General features: G+C 67.9%; 14 protein-coding genes. 7 read left to right on the top strand and 7 right to left on the bottom strand.

The features are described 5' to 3' along the window. Window positions 1-6 precede the first annotated feature (6 nt). From rpsB to VG543_RS01085, 7 genes are all read right to left on the bottom strand, one after another. Window positions 7-813 carry a 30S ribosomal protein S2 gene (gene rpsB / locus VG543_RS01115; RefSeq protein ID WP_005408748.1) on the bottom strand — a complete coding sequence of 269 codons (807 nt, stop codon included), beginning with the start codon at window positions 811-813 and terminating at the stop codon, window positions 7-9. Between the two features lie 220 nt (window positions 814-1033). Next, window positions 1034-1729, bottom strand: a complete 696-nt coding sequence (locus tag VG543_RS01110; RefSeq protein ID WP_134734959.1) for a fimbrial biogenesis chaperone — start codon at window positions 1727-1729, stop codon at window positions 1034-1036. Continuing rightward, window positions 1729-1971 carry a hypothetical protein gene (locus tag VG543_RS01105; protein ID WP_238558860.1) on the bottom strand — a complete coding sequence of 81 codons (243 nt, stop codon included), beginning with the start codon at window positions 1969-1971 and terminating at the stop codon, window positions 1729-1731. Before VG543_RS01105 ends, VG543_RS01110 begins: the two co-directional genes overlap by 1 nt. Window positions 1972-2096: 125 nt before the next feature. Beyond that, window positions 2097-3134, bottom strand: a complete 1038-nt coding sequence (locus VG543_RS01100) for a Csu type fimbrial protein (protein WP_134734957.1) — start codon at window positions 3132-3134, stop codon at window positions 2097-2099. Continuing rightward, window positions 3131-5497: a fimbria/pilus outer membrane usher protein gene (locus VG543_RS01095; RefSeq protein WP_423177503.1), complete on the bottom strand. Its 2367-nt coding sequence runs from the start codon at window positions 5495-5497 to the stop codon at window positions 3131-3133. The genes VG543_RS01100 and VG543_RS01095 overlap by 4 nt, the downstream gene beginning before the upstream one ends. Window positions 5498-5504: 7 nt before the next feature. Next, entirely contained in the window at window positions 5505-6254 is a 750-nt protein-coding gene (locus tag VG543_RS01090) for a fimbrial biogenesis chaperone (RefSeq protein ID WP_019659114.1), read from the bottom strand. After that, window positions 6254-6784 (bottom strand): Csu type fimbrial protein, encoded by a 531-nt coding sequence (locus tag VG543_RS01085; RefSeq protein WP_019659113.1) that lies wholly within the window; start codon window positions 6782-6784, stop codon window positions 6254-6256. The genes VG543_RS01090 and VG543_RS01085 overlap by 1 nt, the downstream gene beginning before the upstream one ends. Before the next feature lie 254 nt (window positions 6785-7038). On the opposite strand from VG543_RS01085, the gene map reads away from it, so the two are divergent. The 7 genes from map to VG543_RS01050 all read left to right on the top strand — a co-directional run bounded on the left by map (window position 7039) and on the right by VG543_RS01050 (window position 16762). Next, window positions 7039-7824, top strand: a complete 786-nt coding sequence (gene map, locus VG543_RS01080) for a type I methionyl aminopeptidase (RefSeq protein WP_032955117.1) — start codon at window positions 7039-7041, stop codon at window positions 7822-7824. A gap of 2 nt (window positions 7825-7826) precedes the next feature. Continuing rightward, on the top strand, window positions 7827-10454 hold the full coding sequence (locus tag VG543_RS01075; protein WP_019659111.1) for a [protein-PII] uridylyltransferase: 2628 nt from the start codon (window positions 7827-7829) through the stop codon (window positions 10452-10454). Next, on the top strand, window positions 10454-11515 hold the full coding sequence (gene dapD / locus VG543_RS01070) for a 2,3,4,5-tetrahydropyridine-2,6-dicarboxylate N-succinyltransferase (RefSeq protein ID WP_423177501.1): 1062 nt from the start codon (window positions 10454-10456) through the stop codon (window positions 11513-11515). Before VG543_RS01075 ends, dapD begins: the two co-directional genes overlap by 1 nt. 191 nt (window positions 11516-11706) lie before the next feature. Next, window positions 11707-12078, top strand: coding sequence for an arsenate reductase (locus VG543_RS01065; RefSeq protein WP_021204138.1), 372 nt, complete (start codon window positions 11707-11709; stop codon window positions 12076-12078). Beyond that, the gene (gene dapE, locus VG543_RS01060) at window positions 12075-13202 is read left to right on the top strand and encodes a succinyl-diaminopimelate desuccinylase (protein ID WP_423177499.1); all 1128 of its coding nucleotides are present in this window, start codon (window positions 12075-12077) and stop codon (window positions 13200-13202) included. Before VG543_RS01065 ends, dapE begins: the two co-directional genes overlap by 4 nt. 379 nt (window positions 13203-13581) lie before the next feature. Further along, a complete protein-coding gene (asnB, locus tag VG543_RS01055) occupies window positions 13582-15273 on the top strand; it encodes an asparagine synthase B (protein WP_423177498.1) in 1692 nt (563 codons plus the stop codon). A gap of 100 nt (window positions 15274-15373) precedes the next feature. Continuing rightward, a complete protein-coding gene (locus VG543_RS01050; protein WP_423177497.1) occupies window positions 15374-16762 on the top strand; it encodes a cation:proton antiporter in 1389 nt (462 codons plus the stop codon). The last annotated feature ends 14 nt before the right edge of the window (window positions 16763-16776 follow it).

Raw genomic sequence — 16776 nt, 5'->3', positions numbered from 1 at the left:
CCTGGATCAGGCCTGGGCGTCGTCGCCCTTCTTGGCAGCCTTCTTGGCCGGAGCGCGGCGGGCCGGCTTCTCTTCGCCTTCGGCAGCGGCTTCAGCGAACTCTTCCTCACGCACCGAAGCGGCGTGCGGAGCAGCAGCCTTGCCTTCCAGCACGGCGTCGGCAGCGGCGCGGGCGTAAAGCTGCACAGCGCGGATGGCGTCGTCGTTGCCCGGGATGGCGTAATCAACCAGTTCCGGGTTGTAGTTGGTGTCGACCACGGCGATGACCGGGATGCCCAGCTTCTTGGCTTCCTTGATCGCGATGTCTTCGTGGCCGATGTCGATCACGAAGATCGCGTCCGGCAGGCGGTTCATGTCCTTGATGCCGCCCAGCGAGGCTTCCAGCTTGTCGCGCTCGCGACGCAGGCCCAGCACTTCGTGCTTGACCAGCTTCTCGAAGGTGCCGTCGGTTTCACCGGCTTCCAGTTCCTTCAGGCGGGCAACCGACTGCTTGACGGTACGGAAGTTGGTCAGGGTGCCGCCCAGCCAGCGCTGGTTCATGAACGGCATGCCGCAACGCTCGGCTTCTTCCTTGATGGTTTCGCGGGCGCTGCGCTTGGTGCCCAGGAACAGGACGGTGCCGCGCTTCTGGGCAACCGACGAGATGAAGTTCATCGCGTCATTGAACAGCGGGACGGTCTTTTCCAGGTTGATGATGTGGATCTTGCCGCGGGCGCCGAAGATGTACGGAGCCATCTTGGGGTTCCAGTAGCGGGTCTGGTGGCCGAAGTGGACGCCGGCTTCCAGCATCTGACGCATGGTGACCTGGGGCATTGCAATACTCCTGATATGGAACCAGCGATTCCGCCCGCGGGAATAGGTATGCGGGACGCGTGGAAGCGCGATCGGTTCCGGGGTTGGGCTTCCCTGTTGCCTCCGTGGCCGAACTCCTTGCGGAGCACCCCGGCACGGATGGGGGCAGCAGGTGTGGATTCACCGGTGACGTCCGGTGTGGACGGGTTCCCGCGCACGCAGGCGGCAGGAATCCGGACGATTATAGCCCGCTGCGGGCGCTCGCTGCAATTGCGGGGTCAGATGCGGCCAGATCGACCTCGCGGCCGTCCTGCAGGCGTGCCCGGAAGCGGCCACCTGCGTAACTGTCCGCGCGGGCGGGCAGGGGCCAGCGTCGTTCATGGCCGGCGAGGATGTAGCCGGCCAGCCCGCCCACCAGCACTGTCGATTGGCCGTCCGCCGCGATGAAACGCAGGTCGTGCAGGCGGCCGTGCAGCGTACCGCAGTTGCTGAGTCGCAACGCAGGCTGCGACCCCAGGGCCTCGATCCGACCCTGCAGGCGGGCGTGCAGCACTGGCGCCGCGGCGCCCCGGAACAGCGGTAGCGAGTAGCGCGGCAGCCCTGCCAGCGCCGGCGTCAGCACGATCCTGTAGGCCTGTTCACCCATTGCCGCGGCCGGATCGCGTGGCAGCAGCCAGACGCGCTGCGTACCGCCCGGGGCGAGATCCAGCCGCGCCGGGCTGACCCGGATCTGGTCGCTGGGCTGCAGTCGTTCGGCGTCCAGCTGCTGATCCCAGGCCAGCACCTGCACGTGGCCCTGCCAGCGGCCGGGCCCGGGATTGCGTAGCCACAGCTCGGCGCGGCCGCCTTCGGCCGGCAGCTGCAGGGTGGTAGGCAACACCTCAAGCGCCGCAGCCGGCTGCGCCAGCAGTGCAAGCAGGATCAGCAGCGCGCGCATCAGTAGATGAGGGTCACGGCGGGTGTTGCGTTCTCGTCCGTCGCCGGTGGTGCGAGCTCGCGCACCTGGGATGGCAGCTGGGGTGTATCGCTGCGCTGGTGCGGCGCCGTACAGCGCGCGCCACCGGTGTCGTCGCTGCAGGAGTCGACCACGGTCAGCCGGATCTGCAGGGAGCTGCTGGGTTCGGCCAAGGCCGGCGTACTGGCGACCAGCATCGCCGCGATCGAAAATGTGCGAACCACCTGCCATCCACCATGCTGAAAGACTTGCTGCGCGGTATCGGCGGGATGTGCCGGAACTGTAGCGCCGAGCCGGCGCTCGGCACGGCCTTCGTCCGGTGGGTGCCGACCGTTGGTCGGCACGCCGGTCAATAGGTGATCGTCACCGTCACCAGGTCGTTGTAGGTACCAGCCGGGGGCTGGCCGGTGACCGGCGGCACCCGGCCGTAGATGGTCAGCTGCTGTGCGCTGCCGGTGCCGGTGCCGCTGGCCGTGTCGACAGTCAACGTATTGCCCCAGCGCAGGCTCCGGGCCGAGTCCCGGTACAGCTCGTAGGGAAGGTAGTAGGTACTGCCGCCGATGGTGGTGGCCATGCGGCGGATGCTGGTCGCGGCAGGGTTGTTCCGGCCGTTGTTGAGTCCGACCTGGAAGGCGGTGTTCTTCAGGCAGGTCAGTGTCAGAGTGGCGGTCCGGTCGATGTTGGCGGGAATGCCGCCGGTGACGTTGCCGAAGTTCATGTCGGTGGTGACGTAGCTGCCGCACTGCGGCAGCACATTGGCGCTGGCGGTGAAACTGAAGGCTGCGCTTGCGCTGTTGGTGCCGGTGGCGCCGCCGTTGCAGGTGGCGGGCACTGTGGCATTGCCGAGCAGGACCTCGTTCCAGGCCCAGGTCAACACCACGTCGGCGCCGCTGAAGGTGCTGCTGTAGGCGCCGGAGGCCAGGATCTGGTTGGCCGGAATCTGCCCGAACAGCTGCACGGACTGCGCACCGCTGCCGCCGGCGACCAGCGGCACGCTGTAGGTCATGGTCAGTTCCTGTGCCGGGGGCGTGCCGCGCGGGACCAACCCCGTCACCTGGCTGAAGTTCGAGGAGTTGTAGAGCTGGAAGTTCATGCTGTCGCTGCTGCTGGTCTTCATCGTCCGCCAGCTTGAACTGCTGCCGCCACCACTGCCTGCGCCGATGCCGACGCAGACGCGCACACCGGTTGTGGCCAGCGCGCTCAGCGCGGCGGTTGTGCATGTCACCGTGATGTTGAGGTTGGCCGTGCTCGGGCCAGGCGCATTGCTGTTGATGTTGCCGAACGGCAGCGTTGGATTGGCGACCGCGGTGCAGACCGCGACGGCGCGGGCCGGTGCTGCTGCCAGCAGGCCAGCGAACAGCAGCAGGCCGAGCAGCAACGTCCTCATGGCGCCACCTCCGGAATGCACTGCAGCGGCGCCGGTTTCGGCCGCGCGCCGGTCGCCACCACCCTGGGCGGGTCGGGGACCTTCACCCGGCAGGGGCCGCGGCTGGTGGTGACGTACAGCACGCTGCCGGCGGCAACGTCTTCCAGGTACAGCAGGCCGTCATAGCCGACCGTGGCCTGGCGGCCATCGGGCAGCTGCACCTCGCTGCCCACCCCCAGCGGCTGCCCGTCCATTGCCAGCAGGGTCAGGCTCAGCGACGGTCGCGAGCGCAGCTCGAAGGCAATCCGGGTGCCGGCGCGCTGGCGCGGGGTCACCCAATTCTCGATGCGGTCGGCACGCATGTCCTCGGGCAGGTCCAGGGTGTCGATCGAGACCCAGTTGCGCTGCCAGGACAGCAACGGGCTGACCAGCAGCAGGCCGCGATCATCGGTGACGCCGATCAGGCGGTTTTCCAGCCGCACCGGCACGCCGCCGACGCCACTGGTGCTGATCACCGCGAACGCGTCCGACACTTCGCGCGTGGCGAAGGTGTGGCCACCCATCCACACCACGCTGCCGCTGGCGCTGGCGTAGGCATAGTTCAGCCCGCCCTGGCGCGAGGCGCCGAACGAATAGCGGCCGGTATCGTTGAGGATGCCGACCTCGGCCAGGCCGCCATTGCCGTCCTCGCCATGGCGCAGCTGTGCGCGCCAGCCGACGCCGCCGGCACTGCCATCGCCGGGCACCGGCTGGGTCACGTCCGCGACCCAGCTCTGGCTGTCACCGTTGCGTTGGCTCGAGAGGCTGGCCTGGCGGTTGTTGCCCAGACTGGCGGTCAGCGACAGGTAGATGCTGCGGTCGTCGCTCTGGTCCAGGTTCTGGTTCAGCGACAGGTAGGCCGACCAGCGCTGGCTCCAGCTGCGCGACCAGAACAGGCTGGCGTAGCGGTTGTCGTCGCCGTCGGGGTAGCGCAGGCGCAGGTAGCTTGCGCTGAGCGTGCCCAGCCGCAGCAGGTCCAGGCCGAGGGTGGCCTGCTCGCTGATGCTCGGTGGCAGGTTGCCCTGCAGTGCGCCCAGGTCGCGGTAGTCGCCGTGGCTGCGCACGCTGCGCAGATTGACGTTGAAGCGACGGTTGTTCCAGCTGTAGCCCAGTGCCCATTGCCCACCCTGCAGGCCGTGGTAGCCGCTGTGCGCATAGGCGGCATTGAACACGCCGGCAGCGCCGAGCAGCCACCAGCCGCCGATGCCGGCCTGGGCCAGGCCGCCGCCGCCTTCGGCATGCGCCTCGCCAGTGAAGGCATCGCTGATGCCGCCGCGCCAGCTGGCACTGGCCACCGTGCGATCGTCGTAGCCGAAGGAGCGCTGGCCGAAGTCCTCGCGCAGCTGGCCGACGCCGACCGACCAGTCCGAAAGGCCCTTGGCCAGCAGTTGCTGGGTGCCATAGAAACTGAAATCCAGTGTCTGCATGCGGCCGAACGCATCGGTTACCACCACCTGCGCATTGCCGGTGCCGCTGATACCAGGCTGTGCCGCCAGCTGGAAGGGACCGACCGGGACCTGTCCGCTGTACTGGCGCAGGCCATCCACGTACAGCTCGACCGTGGAGGGCACCACGGCCTGGCCGAGGAAGCTCGGCGTGGGCGTCAGTACGCGATAGGGCTGCAGCCCGTAGTTGCGACCGATCTGCACGCCACCCAGGCGCACTGGCCGGGTCCAGTCGACGAAGCCGCTGTAGAAGTCGCCGACCTCCAGCGTCGTTGCGCTGTCGGGGAAGTCCAGGCTCCAGCGGGTGTCCAGGCGCACGCTTTCGCCGCGCCAACGGCGATCACCGGGTTGCTGGTAGCGGCGGCTGATGGCGGTGTTCTCAAAAGTCCCGTTGCCGATGCCGAACACGCGCAGCTCCGAGCTCAGGCTGAGGTTGCCGAGCGTGTCCACCCGGCTGCCGTATACGTCGTAGTTGAGCAGCACGCCCGGCGAGGCAGTGCCAGTCGGCGCACGCGCCTGCGGCCGGCTGAGCACCGTGGTCGGCAGGGTCAGCTGGTCCAGCGGCACATCCAGCGCCAGGGTCTGCATGTGCGCGTCGTAGCGCACCACCGCGCCACTGATCTGGTCCAGGTAGACCGGTACCTCGCCGCTGGCATTGAAGCCGAGCTGGCGCAACACCTCGGGGCTGGCCTGAAGCCGGCCGCGGTTCTCGATGAACGGCAGCAGGCCGCGTGGCGTGCTGTTGAGCGACACATCCAGGTACAGCGTCTGGCTGGCGGTCAGTGGGGTCGGGGGCGGCAGGGTGGCATCGGCCGACACGCCGGAGACATCAACGGCCGCGCCGGACGCATCGGCGGCCTCGGTCGCCGCGGGAGCCAGGGCAGCCAGCAACGCGCCCATCAAGGCCTCAGCGAGCCGGTGGGGGCGACAGTGGCGTCTGTTCCGACTCGCCATTGAGCTTGGCCGTGATCTGGTCGTTGTCGCGGTCGATCGCCACGCGCTCGATCGGCCAGCGCATCACCTGGCCCGGCAGCACGTAGCCCAGCAATCCGGGATGGACGATGCGCGGACGCGTGGCGCTGCCCAGCGCAAGATCGGCGATCTGCGCGTAGCTGTCACCCGTATTGGCCACCTCCACGCCATTGCGGCCATCCGCCAGTGTCACCAGGCGAGCCTGCAACTGTGGGGCGAGGGCGCCGGCCGAAGGCTGCACGAACACGGGGATCGAATAGCGCAGGACGAACTGCATGCCCTCGGCACGCGTGGCCAGGTCCGGGATCTGGTCCACGATCAACCGGTAGTGCCGTTGTGCAGGCGGTGGCTCGTTGTCCGGACGCATCACCCGCACCAGTTGCTGCTGGCCCGCAGCCAGTTCCTGCATGGGCGGTGTGGCCATCAGCTCATCGGTGGGCAGCAGCCGTTCCTGGCCGTCCTGCTGCACCCAGCGGAACACGCGCACCTGCAGCTTCACCGGCGCGGTGCCGCTGTTGGTCAGCCATAGCTCAGCCGCACGCTGGCGCGCCTCCAGCTGCAGGCTGGTCGGCGCGACCTGCAGGCTGGTGGCGCCGGCGGTGGCGGTGGCCAGCAGGCACAGGGCGAGCAGCGCCACGCCGGTGGCGCGCCACGGGCGGGGTCCGGCCATGCGGGCGTGCTCCATCAATAGGTGATCGTGGCGGTAACCGTATCCAGGTAGCTGCCGGTGGCCGGGTTGTTGGTGCTCAGGTTCAGGATCTGGCCGTAGACAACGTACGGCACGGCCAGGCCGGTGCCGATGCCGGCCTGGGTATTGGTGCCGGTTGTGGATCCCCAGACCAGGGTATGCGCGGCATCCTGGTAGAGCTGGTAGCCGACATAGTTGTTGGCGGTCACGGCGGCATTGGTGTTCTTCATGCGCCGCGTGGTGACGTCGTTGGCGGTGCCCGCGTTGGCGCCCGCATTCAGCGCGATCGTGTACGGCGTCAGCGCCGAACACTGCGCGGTGACCGTGCCCTGGCCGAGGGTGGGCGTGGCGGTGGTCGACGCCGCCGTGCCGAAGTCGACGTTGGTAGCGGCCGCGGCCGTGATGGTGCAGGCCTTGGTGACCACCAGCGTGACGTTGAAGGTGGTGGTATCTGCGGCCAGGGCCGGGCTGGACAGCAGGAGGCCGGCGAAGGCCCAGGCAAGCGGAGAACGAAGCGCGGATCGCATGGACAACCTCCCTGACCCGAAGGTCCGTTGAACAAGGCGAAGGCGGCACGATCGGCACCGCTTCGGCGACGGTGACCCCAGCTTAGGTGGCGTAAGTGTCTGTAATCTGTGATAAACAGGCGGGCGAAAGGGTGGAGGGCATCACGCTTTCATTTTCCTTGCCGAAAGCGTGCATGGCCCGGTGCATGGCCCGGTGCATGGCCCGGAATGCCAGTTGGGTGGCGTTCGTTCAGATTGCGGCCGGATCGGCGATAATGGGTGCCATGAGCGTGAATCTGAAAACCCCGCAGGAAATCGAGATGATGCGCATCGCCGGCCGCTTGGCCAGCGAAGTGCTGGACATCGTCACCCCCCACGTCAAGCCCGGTGTCACCACCGAGGAGCTGGACCGCATCTGCCACGACCACATCGTCAACGTGCAGGGCGCCATTCCGGCCAACGTCGGCTACCGCGGCTTCCCGAAGACCGTGTGCACCTCGGTCAACAATGTCATCTGCCACGGCATCCCCAGTGAAGGGAAGGTGCTCAAGGATGGCGACATCATCAATATCGATGTCACCGTCATCAAGGACGGTTGGCACGGCGACACCAGCCGCATGTACTTCGTCGGCACGCCGTCGGTGATGGCCCGCCGCCTGGTGGAAACCACCTACGAAGCCATGTGGCGCGGCATCCGCGCCGTGCGTCCGGGCGCCACCCTGGGCGACATCGGCCATGCCATCCAGAGCTATGCCGAAGGCGAGCGTTTCAGCGTGGTGCGCGAGTACTGCGGCCACGGCATCGGCAAGGTCTACCACGATGAGCCGCAGGTGGTGCATTACGGCCGCCCGGGCCAGGGCCTGGTGCTGCAGCCGGGCATGACCTTCACCATCGAACCGATGATCAACGAGGGCACCCGCTACAACAAGGTGCTGCCGGATGGCTGGACCGTGGTGACCAAGGACCGCAAGCTGTCGGCGCAGTGGGAGCACATGGTCGCGGTCACCGAGACCGGCGTCGACGTGCTGACCCTGTCGCCGGGCGAGTCGCAGGTTTCCTGACGATGCTGCCGGCGAGTTCGCTGCTGGACACGCCGGCCGCGTCGCTCAACGACCCGGACTGGGCCGCTGCGGCGCGGCAGGCGCTACAGCAGGCCGACGCACGCCTGTACCGCCGCTTCGACCAGGGCGACAACATCGAGCGCCTGCTGGCGTTGCGTGCGCGCGCTGCCGACCACTTGATCCGCCTGGCGTGGCAGCGTTGCCTGCCGGCCGGCAGCGGCCTGTCGCTGTTCGCGGTAGGCGGCTATGGCCGCGGTGAACTGTTCCCGCGATCGGACATCGACCTGCTGGTGTTCGGCGATCCGCCGGCGCAACTGGCGCACGAAGCGGCCCTGGCGCGGCTGTTCGCGCTGCTGTGGGACTGCGGGTTGGCGGTCAGCCATGCGGTGCGTTCTGCATTGCAGTGCCGCGAGGCGGCGGCTGACCAGACCGTGCTGACCGCGCTGATCGAGGCGCGTCCGATCCTGGCCGATGACGCCGCCCGCCGCGCGCTGCGCGAGGCCATCGACGATCGCGAACTGTGGCCGGCACGCACTTTCTTCCTGGCCAAGCTGGAAGAGCTGCGCAACCGTCACCAGCGCTTCGGTGATACCGCCGACAACCTGGAGCCGGACCTGAAGGATGGCCCCGGTGGCCTGCGCGATCTCAACACGCTGGGCTGGATGGCACTGCGCGCGTTCGGCGTGCGCGACCTGGAAGCCCTGGTCGGGCTCGGCCATCTGGGTGCCGACGAAGCCGCGGCGCTCAAGCGCGAACGTGCCGTGCTGGCGCGACTGAGGTTTGGCCTGCACCTGGTAGCACGTCGCCCGGAAGAGCGCCTGCGTTTCGATTACCAGAAGACCCTCGCCGCGCGCCTGGGCTTCGAAGACGACGCCGAGAGCCTCGGTGTCGAGAAAATGATGCAGGGCTTCTACCGCGCCGCGCTGGTGGTGCGGCGGATCAGCGACCGCCTGCTGCAGCGCTTCGAGGAGCAGTTCGACGGCGAGGCGCAGCCGGAGCCGCTGACCGTGGGCTTTTCCCTGCGTCGTGGCTACCTGGCCGCCAACGAGGCCGACTGGCCGCAGGGCGACATTGGCCAAGTGTTCGCGCTGTTTTCCAGCTGGGCCAACAACCCGCAGGTGCGCGGCCTGCACTCGCTGACCGCGCGTGCACTGGCCGAGTCGCTGCCGCTGCTGCCGGCCTATGACCAGGCCGACGCCGACGCACGCGAGCACTTCCTTGCCCTGCTGCGTGGCCAGCGCCCGGTCGACACGCTTTCGCGCATGGCGCGGCTGGGCGTGCTTGGCCAGTGGATTCCCGCGTTCGCCCAAGTCAGCGGGCGCATGCAGTTCGACCTGTTCCATGTCTACACCGTCGACCAGCACACGCTGATGGTCCTGCGCAACATCGGCCTGTTCGCCAGCAGCCGTGCCGACGAGCGCTTCTCGATCGCGCACGAAGTGTGGCCGCGCCTGCGCAAGCCGGAGCTGCTGCTGCTGGCCGGCCTGTTCCATGACATTGCCAAGGGCCGCGGCGGCGACCACTCCGAGCTGGGTGCGGTGGACGCGCGCGCGTTCTGCCAGGCACATGCGCTCAGTGGCACCGATACCGAACTGGTCGCCTGGCTGGTCGAACAGCACCTGCGCATGTCGGTGACCGCGCAGAAGCAGGACATTGCCGACCCGGTGGTGATCCATCGCTTCGCCACCCTGGTCGGCAGCCGCGACCGCCTGGACTACCTGTATCTGCTGACCTGTGCCGATATTGCCGGCACCAGCCCGAAACTGTGGAACGCCTGGAAGGATCGCCTGCTGGCCGACCTTTACTTCGCCACCCGGCGCGCGTTGCGCGAAGGGCTGGAGCATCCGGTGCCCGCCGCCGAGCGTGTGGCCGAGGCGCGTGACAGCGTGCGCGCACTGGTGCGCGAGCAGGGTTACGACGATGCCACCATCGACCGCCAGTTCGCGGTGATGCCCGATGAGGGCTTCATCCGCCTGCGCCCCGAGCAGCTGGCCTGGCAGGCCGCTGCGCTGGTGCCGGTGAAGCAGGGCCAGACCCTGGTCAAGGTCCGCCGGATCAGTGTCGACGACCCCGCGCTGGAAGTGTTCGTGCACTCGCCCGACCGCGACGGCCTGTTCGCCGCGATCGTAATGACCCTGGACCGCAAGGGCTACGGGATCCACCGTGCACGCGTGCTGGACGGCCCGGCCGACACCATCTTCGATACCTTCGAAGTGAACCCGGCCGACACGTTTGCCGATGGCAACAGTGCCAATCTGGAAGCGGCGCTGCGCGAGGCCCTGAGTGGCGACCTTGCGCGGCTTCGGCCGTCACGCCGGGTGGTGCCGCGGCAGCTGCGTCATTTCCGTTTTGCGCCGCGCATCGAATTCCGCGATGAACCGGGCGCAACCCGTTTTGCCCTGGTCGCCCCCGACCGTCCCGGCCTGCTGGCCGATGTGGCGTTCGTGCTGCGCAACCAGGGCCTGCGCGTGCATGATGCGCGCATTGCGACATTCGGCGAACGCGCCGAAGACACCTTCGTGATCAGTGACGAACACGACCTCCCCCTGACTGAACCTGCCCGGCAGCAGCTGCATGACGCGATGCTGGCCTGCCTGGACCCTGATCGAAACGCCGGAGACCCCGCCTGATGGCCACCAAGCCTGTTAAGAAGACTGCTGCCACCGCCAAGAGCGCAGCGGCCAAGAAAACTGCCGCCGTGCCGGCCGCGAAGAAGGCTGCCGCGCCGAAGAAAGCCGCGGTGATGAAGGCGCCGGCGAAGAAGGTGGCGGCACCGAAGAAGGCCCCGGCCAAGAGCGCAGAAGCCGCACGCGCCGAAACCATCGCCCGCAAGTCGCTGCGCAAGCCGGCCGCGCCGGGCGTGGAAGAACTGAAGTTCGGCATCGAAAGTGCCTTCGAACGCCGCGCCACGCTGACCCTGCACGAACTGGAAGGCTCGACCAGGCCGCTGGTCAACCGTGTGATCGACGGCCTGGAGAGCGGTGAATTCCGCGTCGCCGAGCCGGACGGCCAGGGCGGCTGGAAGGTCAACGAGTGGCTGAAGAAGGCGGTGCTGCTGTATTTCCGTGTCAACGACATGGCGGTGGTCGATGCACGCCCGGCACCGTTCTGGGACAAGGTCGAATCGCGCTTCGCGGGCTATGACGAAGCGAAGTTCCGCCGAGGCGGCGTGCGCGTGGTGCCGGGCGCGATTGCTCGCCGTGGCACGTATTTCGGCAAGGATGTGGTGCTGATGCCGAGCTTCACCAACATCGGCGCCTATGTCGGCGAAGGCACCATGGTGGACACCTGGGCCACCGTCGGTTCCTGCGCGCAGATCGGCCAGCACTGTCATCTGTCCGGCGGTGCCGGCATCGGCGGCGTGCTGGAGCCGCTGCAGGCCAGCCCGACCATCATCGAGGACCATTGCTTCATCGGTGCCCGCTCGGAAGTGGTTGAGGGTGTGGTGGTCGGCCACCACAGCGTGATCGGCATGGGCGTGTTCCTCAGCCAGAGCACCCGCATCTACAACCGCGCCACCGGTGAGATCAGCTACGGCTACATCCCGCCGTACAGCGTGGTGGTGTCCGGCTCGCTGCCGAGCAAGGACGGTACCCATTCGCTGTACTGCGCGGTGATCGTCAAGCAGGTCGATGCCAGGACCCGCAGCAAGACCAGCGTCAACGACCTGCTGCGGGGCCTGGCCGACTGAAGGTGACTGCGCCGGAGGATCCGGCGCAGTACGCGAGCTACCGGCATCCCCCCGACGTCCTGTTCGGGCGGATGCTGCCGCGCCTGCCGCGTGCGCCGCGCTGTGGCAGGCGACCCACCGTGCCGCGCCGTTCCGGGTCGTGTCCGAGCGCCTGTTGTGAGATTCTGGCCCTCTGTTTTCCAGCATCACAGATGGCCATGAGCACCACTGTCTACGGTTTGAAGAACTGCGATACCTGCAAGAAGGCGACCAAGTGGCTGGACCGCTTCGGCGTGCCGTACACCTTCGTCGACTACCGCGACAACAAGCCCAGCCCGGAAACGCTTCTGGAATGGGCCGCGCAGCTGGGGGGGCTGGCGGCGATGGTGAACAAGTCCTCCACCACCTGGCGGCAGCTGCCGGACAACCGCAAGGCCGCGGACTCCGAGGCCGAATGGAAGCTGCTGCTGCGCGAGTACCCGCAGCTGATCAAGCGCCCGCTGGTGGTCACGGCCGACGGCAAGGCCAGCCAGGGTTTCAGTGACAACGGCTTCAAGGCCCGCTTCGGCGTGGGCCAGTCATGAGTGCCGTCCTCGACCTGGCCTGCGAGCTGATCGCGCGCCCCTCGGTTACCCCGGACGACGCCGGCTGCCAGGCACTGCTGGCAGCGCGGTTGCAGCAGGCAGGGTTCCACTGTGACCAGCTGCGTCTGGGTGAGGTCGACAACCTGTGGGCGACCCACGGCCAGGGTGCGCCGGTGCTGGTGCTGCTGGGCCATACCGACGTGGTGCCCACCGGCCCGCGCGAGGCCTGGACCAGCGATCCGTTCACGCCGCAGATCCGCGATGGCGTGCTGTATGGCCGTGGCGCCGCCGACATGAAGGGCAGCGTGGCCGCGTTCGTGGTGGCCGCCGAGCAGTTCGTCGCCGCGCATCCCGATCACCCCGGCACGCTGGCGGTGCTGCTGACCAGCGACGAGGAAGGCGACGCGATCGATGGCGTGCGCCACGTCGCGCGCCTGTTCGCCGAGCGCGGCCAGCGCATCGACTGGTGCATTACCGGCGAGCCATCATCGACAGCGGCGCTGGGCGACCTGCTGCGCGTCGGACGTCGCGGCAGCCTGTCGGCCAAGCTGCGCGTGCAGGGCGTGCAGGGTCACGTGGCGTATCCGGAGAAGGCACGCAACCCGATCCACCAGGCGGCGCCGGCCCTGGCCGAGCTGACGGCGCGACGCTGGGACAAAGGGTACGAGAGTTTCCCGCCGACCAGCCTGCAGATCTCCAACATCCGTGCCGGCACCGGCGCCAACAACGTGATTCCCGGGGAGCTGGAGGTCGATTTCAACATCCGCTACAACCCGCACTGGGATGCACCGAAGCTGGAAACGGAGATCACCGCGCTGCTGGACCGGCACGGCCTGCAGTACGCGCTGAAGTGGCATCGCAGCGGCGAGCCGTTCTACACCCCGGAAGGCACGCTGCGCGCCACCGCACGCGCGGTGCTGGCCGAGCACATCGGTCGTGCCCCTGAGGAAAGCACCGGTGGCGGCACCTCCGATGCACGCTTCATCGCGCCGCTGGGTGCGCAGTGCATCGAAGTGGGGCCAGTCAACGCCAGCATCCACCAGGTGGATGAGAACGTGCGCGTGGATGATCTGGAAGCGTTGCCGGGGCTTTACCAGCGACTGGTGGAACGGCTGCTGGCGTGAGGCATGGCGCCGGGCACGGCCCGGCGCTCCCCCTGTGAGTGCCGACTGCTGGGTGCCGACCGTTGGTCGGCACACCTTCACCTGGTTGCCAATGCAACGGTTGCGCAGCGCCGGAATCCGGGGTAGGGTCGATGCCATGTCGATCCGCCTGGCCACCGCCGTCAATAACAACAACCGCAATAATCTGCGCGCGAATAATCGTGCGCGGCCGATGCGGGACTGCGCCCTGGGTAGCTAGACAGCAACACACGCCCGGACACCAGAAAACCCGCATCGGTCGATGCGGGTTTTTTTGTGCCCGGGCGCAGCCCCACCCGGGCCTGGATGGCCGGTCGAACACCCTCCCACCCGTGAAATTCCCCCAACAGGAGCTCCCCCCATGTGTTCGATATTCGGAATCTTCGGCCTGCAGGCCGGTGACGATCTTCCGGCTCTGCGCCGCCATGCGCTGGAACTGTCGCAGCGCCAGCGCCACCGCGGCCCGGACTGGAGCGGCGTGTATCTTGACGAAGGTGCGCTGCTGGTCCACGAGCGGCTGGCCATCGTCGACCCGGCCGGTGGCTCGCAGCCGCTGCTGTCGGCCGATGGCCAGCAGGCGCTGGCGGTGAACGGCGAGATCTACAACCACCAGCAGTTGAAGGCCACGCTGACCACCGCCTACGACTTCCAGACGGGTTCGGACTGCGAGGTGATCAACGCGCTTTACCGCCAGGGCGGATCGCCGGCGCAGTGGCTGGAGCAGCTCAACGGCATCTTCGCCTTCGCGCTGTGGGATCGTGATGCCGGCCGCGTGCTGGTGGCGCGCGATCCGATCGGCGTGGTGCCGTTGTACTGGGGCCACGATGCCCAGGGCCGCCTGCGCGTGGCCTCGGAAATGAAGGCGCTGGTCGATACCTGTGCCGATGTCGCGCAGTTCCCGCCGGGCCACTATTTCGACAGCGCCAGTGGCGAGCTGGTGCGCTACTACCAGCAGTCGTGGCGCGCCTACGCTGACGTGCAGGGGCGCCAGGCCGATCTGGCCGAACTGCGCCAGGCCTTCGAGCATGCGGTGGAACGCCAGTTGATGAGCGACGTGCCATACGGCGTGCTGCTGTCCGGTGGCCTGGACTCGTCGCTGGTGGCGGCGGTGGCCGCACGCTATGCGCGTCGCCGCATCGAGGATGGCGGGCAGACCGAAGCCTGGTGGCCGCGCCTGCATTCGTTCGCGATCGGCTTGAAGGGCTCGCCCGATCTGGCTGCCGCTGCCATTGCTGCCGAAGCGCTGGGTACCGTGCATCACGGCTTCGAGTACACCTTCGAGGAAGGCCTCGATGCGCTGCCGGAAGTGATTCGCCACATCGAAACCTACGACGTCACCACCATTCGCGCCTCGACGCCGATGTTCCTGCTGGCGCGGCGGATCAAGGCGATGGGGGTGAAGATGGTGCTCTCCGGCGAGGGCAGCGACGAGATCTTTGGTGGCTACCTGTATTTCCACAAGGCGCCGGATGCGCGTGAATTCCACGAGGAGCTGGTGCGCAAGCTCGACGCGCTGCACAACTACGACTGCCTGCGTGCCAACAAGTCGATGATGGCCTGGGGCGTGGAGCCACGGGTGCCGTTCCTCGACCGCGAATTCCTCGACGTGGCGATGCGCTTCGATGCCGCGCACAAGATGGTGGGCGCCGGCTTTGGCGGTCGCCGCATCGAAAAGGCGGTGCTGCGCGAGGCGTTCGACGGCTACCTGCCGGACAGCATCCTGTGGCGGCAGAAGGAACAGTTCAGCGATGGCGTGGGTTATGGCTGGATCGATGGGCTGAAGGCACATGCCGAGGCGCAGGTGAGCGACCGTGTACTGGCGGCCGCCGACAAGCGCTTCCCGCACAACCCGCCGCAGACCAAGGAGGCGTACTACTACCGCCACCTGTTCGAGCAGTTCTTCCCGAGCCGGGCAGCGGCCGAGACCGTGCCGGGGGGCAAGTCCATCGCCTGTTCGTCGCCCGCGGCCATTGCCTGGGACGCCAGCTTCGCCGCGGCTGCAGATCCCTCGGGCCGCGCGATCGCCGGAGTGCACGAGCAGGCACTGGCCTAGGCGCGAGAAAGGGGAGGGAGGAGCGCACGTCGTATGTGCCACAAACGTCTTAATCCCCTCCGTCCCCTTTTTTGTATGATCGCCCCCCGTACATCGGGGAATGTTCATGGACGTACAGAACGGGGGCCAGGCGCCGCAGATGAAGTGGGGATGGCGCTACCTGGGCTGGGCCGTGGTACCACTGCTGGCCGGCGTGCTGCTGGCCCGCTATGCCGGGCCGGCTGCGCCCGAAGCGGTTGCGCGTGCCACGGCCGCCACCGAAGGCAGCTGGGCGCAGCACCTGGCGTCACCGCTGGGCCTGTTCCTGCTGCAGCTGCTGGTGCTGCTGCTGGTGGCCAAGGGCGCGGGGGCGCTGCTCAAGCGTCTGGGGCAGCCGGCGGTGATCGGCGAGATGGCGGCCGGCCTGATGATGGGGCCGCTGGTGCTCGGCAGCCTGCTGCCGCAGCTGCAGGGTGCGCTGTTCCCGGCCAGTTCGCTGGGTCCGCTGGGCATGCTCAGCCAGCTGGGCGTGCTGATGTTCCTGCTGGTGGCCGGTGCCGAGCTGGACCTGGCAGCACTGCGTGGACGCCGGCGTTTTGCCTTCACGGTCAGCCATGCCGGCATCGCGGTGCCGTTCGTGCTCGGCGTCGCCCTGGCCATCTGGCTGTATCCGCAGCATGGCCCACAGGGGGTGGGCTTCACGGCATTCGCACTGTTCGTCGGCATTTCGATGAGCATCACCGCCTTCCCCGTGTTGCTGCGCATCCTTGCCGATCGCGGCATCACGCAGACGCCGCTGGGTCAGACCGCCATCGCCTGCGCAGCATTGGGCGATGCCACCGCGTGGTGCCTGCTGGCATTGATCGTGGCCGCTGCCCAGGCCGGCGGCTGGTTGCCGGCCAGTCTCAACCTGCTGTGCGTGGTCGCCTTCGTGGCACTGATGCTGGGGCTGGTGAAGCCGTGGTTCGCTCGCCAGCAGATTGCGCCGGGCCGTGAGGGGCGCTGGCTGCTCGGCATCCTGCTGCTGTCGCTGGGTAGTGCCCTGATCACCGAAATGCTGGGCATCCACGCGCTGTTCGGTGCGTTCGCTGCGGGCGTGGCGGTGTCGTCCAACGCGCAGCTGCGCGGCCTGTTGATGGCCCGCGTCGAACCGTTCGCGGTGACCCTGCTGCTGCCGCTGTTCTTCGCCATGACCGGCCTTCGCATGCGCGCCGATGCGCTGCAGGCCAGCGACATCGTGCTGTGTGGTGTGGTGATCGCAGTGGCCACGACCGGCAAGCTGCTGGGTACCTTCAGCGCCGCGCGCAGCGCGGGCATGCCGTCGCGTGAGGCGTGGCGGCTGGGCGCACTGATGAACACCCGCGGCCTGATGGAGCTGATCGTGCTCAACCTGGGTTACGAACTTGGCCTGCTCGGTGACCGCCTGTTCGCGGTGCTGGTGATCATGGCGCTGGTGACCACGGCGATGACCGGGCCGCTGCTGAACCTGATCGAGCGGCGCAGGGGCTGACCGTCGAACGGTAG

It is taken from the genome of Stenotrophomonas sp. CASM101 (genome assembly GCF_049384845.1).
Classification (GTDB): domain Bacteria; phylum Pseudomonadota; class Gammaproteobacteria; order Xanthomonadales; family Xanthomonadaceae; genus Stenotrophomonas; species Stenotrophomonas hibiscicola.
Note: the sequence above shows the minus strand (reverse complement) of the source record. Positions and strands in the feature narration are given on the sequence as shown.

What these genes read in the sequence shown, in the direction of transcription:
- VG543_RS01090 (WP_019659114.1), bottom strand. Translation starts at nt 6,254, where the DNA reads ATGGAGCACGCCCGCATGGCCGGACCCCGCCCGTGGCGCGCCACCGGC.
- dapD (WP_423177501.1), top strand. Translation starts at nt 10,454, where the DNA reads ATGGCCACCAAGCCTGTTAAGAAGACTGCTGCCACCGCCAAGAGCGCA.
- dapE (WP_423177499.1), top strand. Translation starts at nt 12,075, where the DNA reads ATGAGTGCCGTCCTCGACCTGGCCTGCGAGCTGATCGCGCGCCCCTCG.
- rpsB (WP_005408748.1), bottom strand. Translation starts at nt 813, where the DNA reads ATGCCCCAGGTCACCATGCGTCAGATGCTGGAAGCCGGCGTCCACTTC.
- VG543_RS01065 (WP_021204138.1), top strand. Translation starts at nt 11,707, where the DNA reads ATGGCCATGAGCACCACTGTCTACGGTTTGAAGAACTGCGATACCTGC.
- VG543_RS01110 (WP_134734959.1), bottom strand. Translation starts at nt 1,729, where the DNA reads ATGCGCGCGCTGCTGATCCTGCTTGCACTGCTGGCGCAGCCGGCTGCG.
- VG543_RS01050 (WP_423177497.1), top strand. Translation starts at nt 15,374, where the DNA reads ATGTTCATGGACGTACAGAACGGGGGCCAGGCGCCGCAGATGAAGTGG.
- VG543_RS01095 (WP_423177503.1), bottom strand. Translation starts at nt 5,497, where the DNA reads ATGGGCGCGTTGCTGGCTGCCCTGGCTCCCGCGGCGACCGAGGCCGCC.
- map (WP_032955117.1), top strand. Translation starts at nt 7,039, where the DNA reads ATGGGTGCCATGAGCGTGAATCTGAAAACCCCGCAGGAAATCGAGATG.
- VG543_RS01085 (WP_019659113.1), bottom strand. Translation starts at nt 6,784, where the DNA reads ATGCGATCCGCGCTTCGTTCTCCGCTTGCCTGGGCCTTCGCCGGCCTC.
- asnB (WP_423177498.1), top strand. Translation starts at nt 13,582, where the DNA reads ATGTGTTCGATATTCGGAATCTTCGGCCTGCAGGCCGGTGACGATCTT.
- VG543_RS01075 (WP_019659111.1), top strand. Translation starts at nt 7,827, where the DNA reads ATGCTGCCGGCGAGTTCGCTGCTGGACACGCCGGCCGCGTCGCTCAAC.
- VG543_RS01100 (WP_134734957.1), bottom strand. Translation starts at nt 3,134, where the DNA reads ATGAGGACGTTGCTGCTCGGCCTGCTGCTGTTCGCTGGCCTGCTGGCA.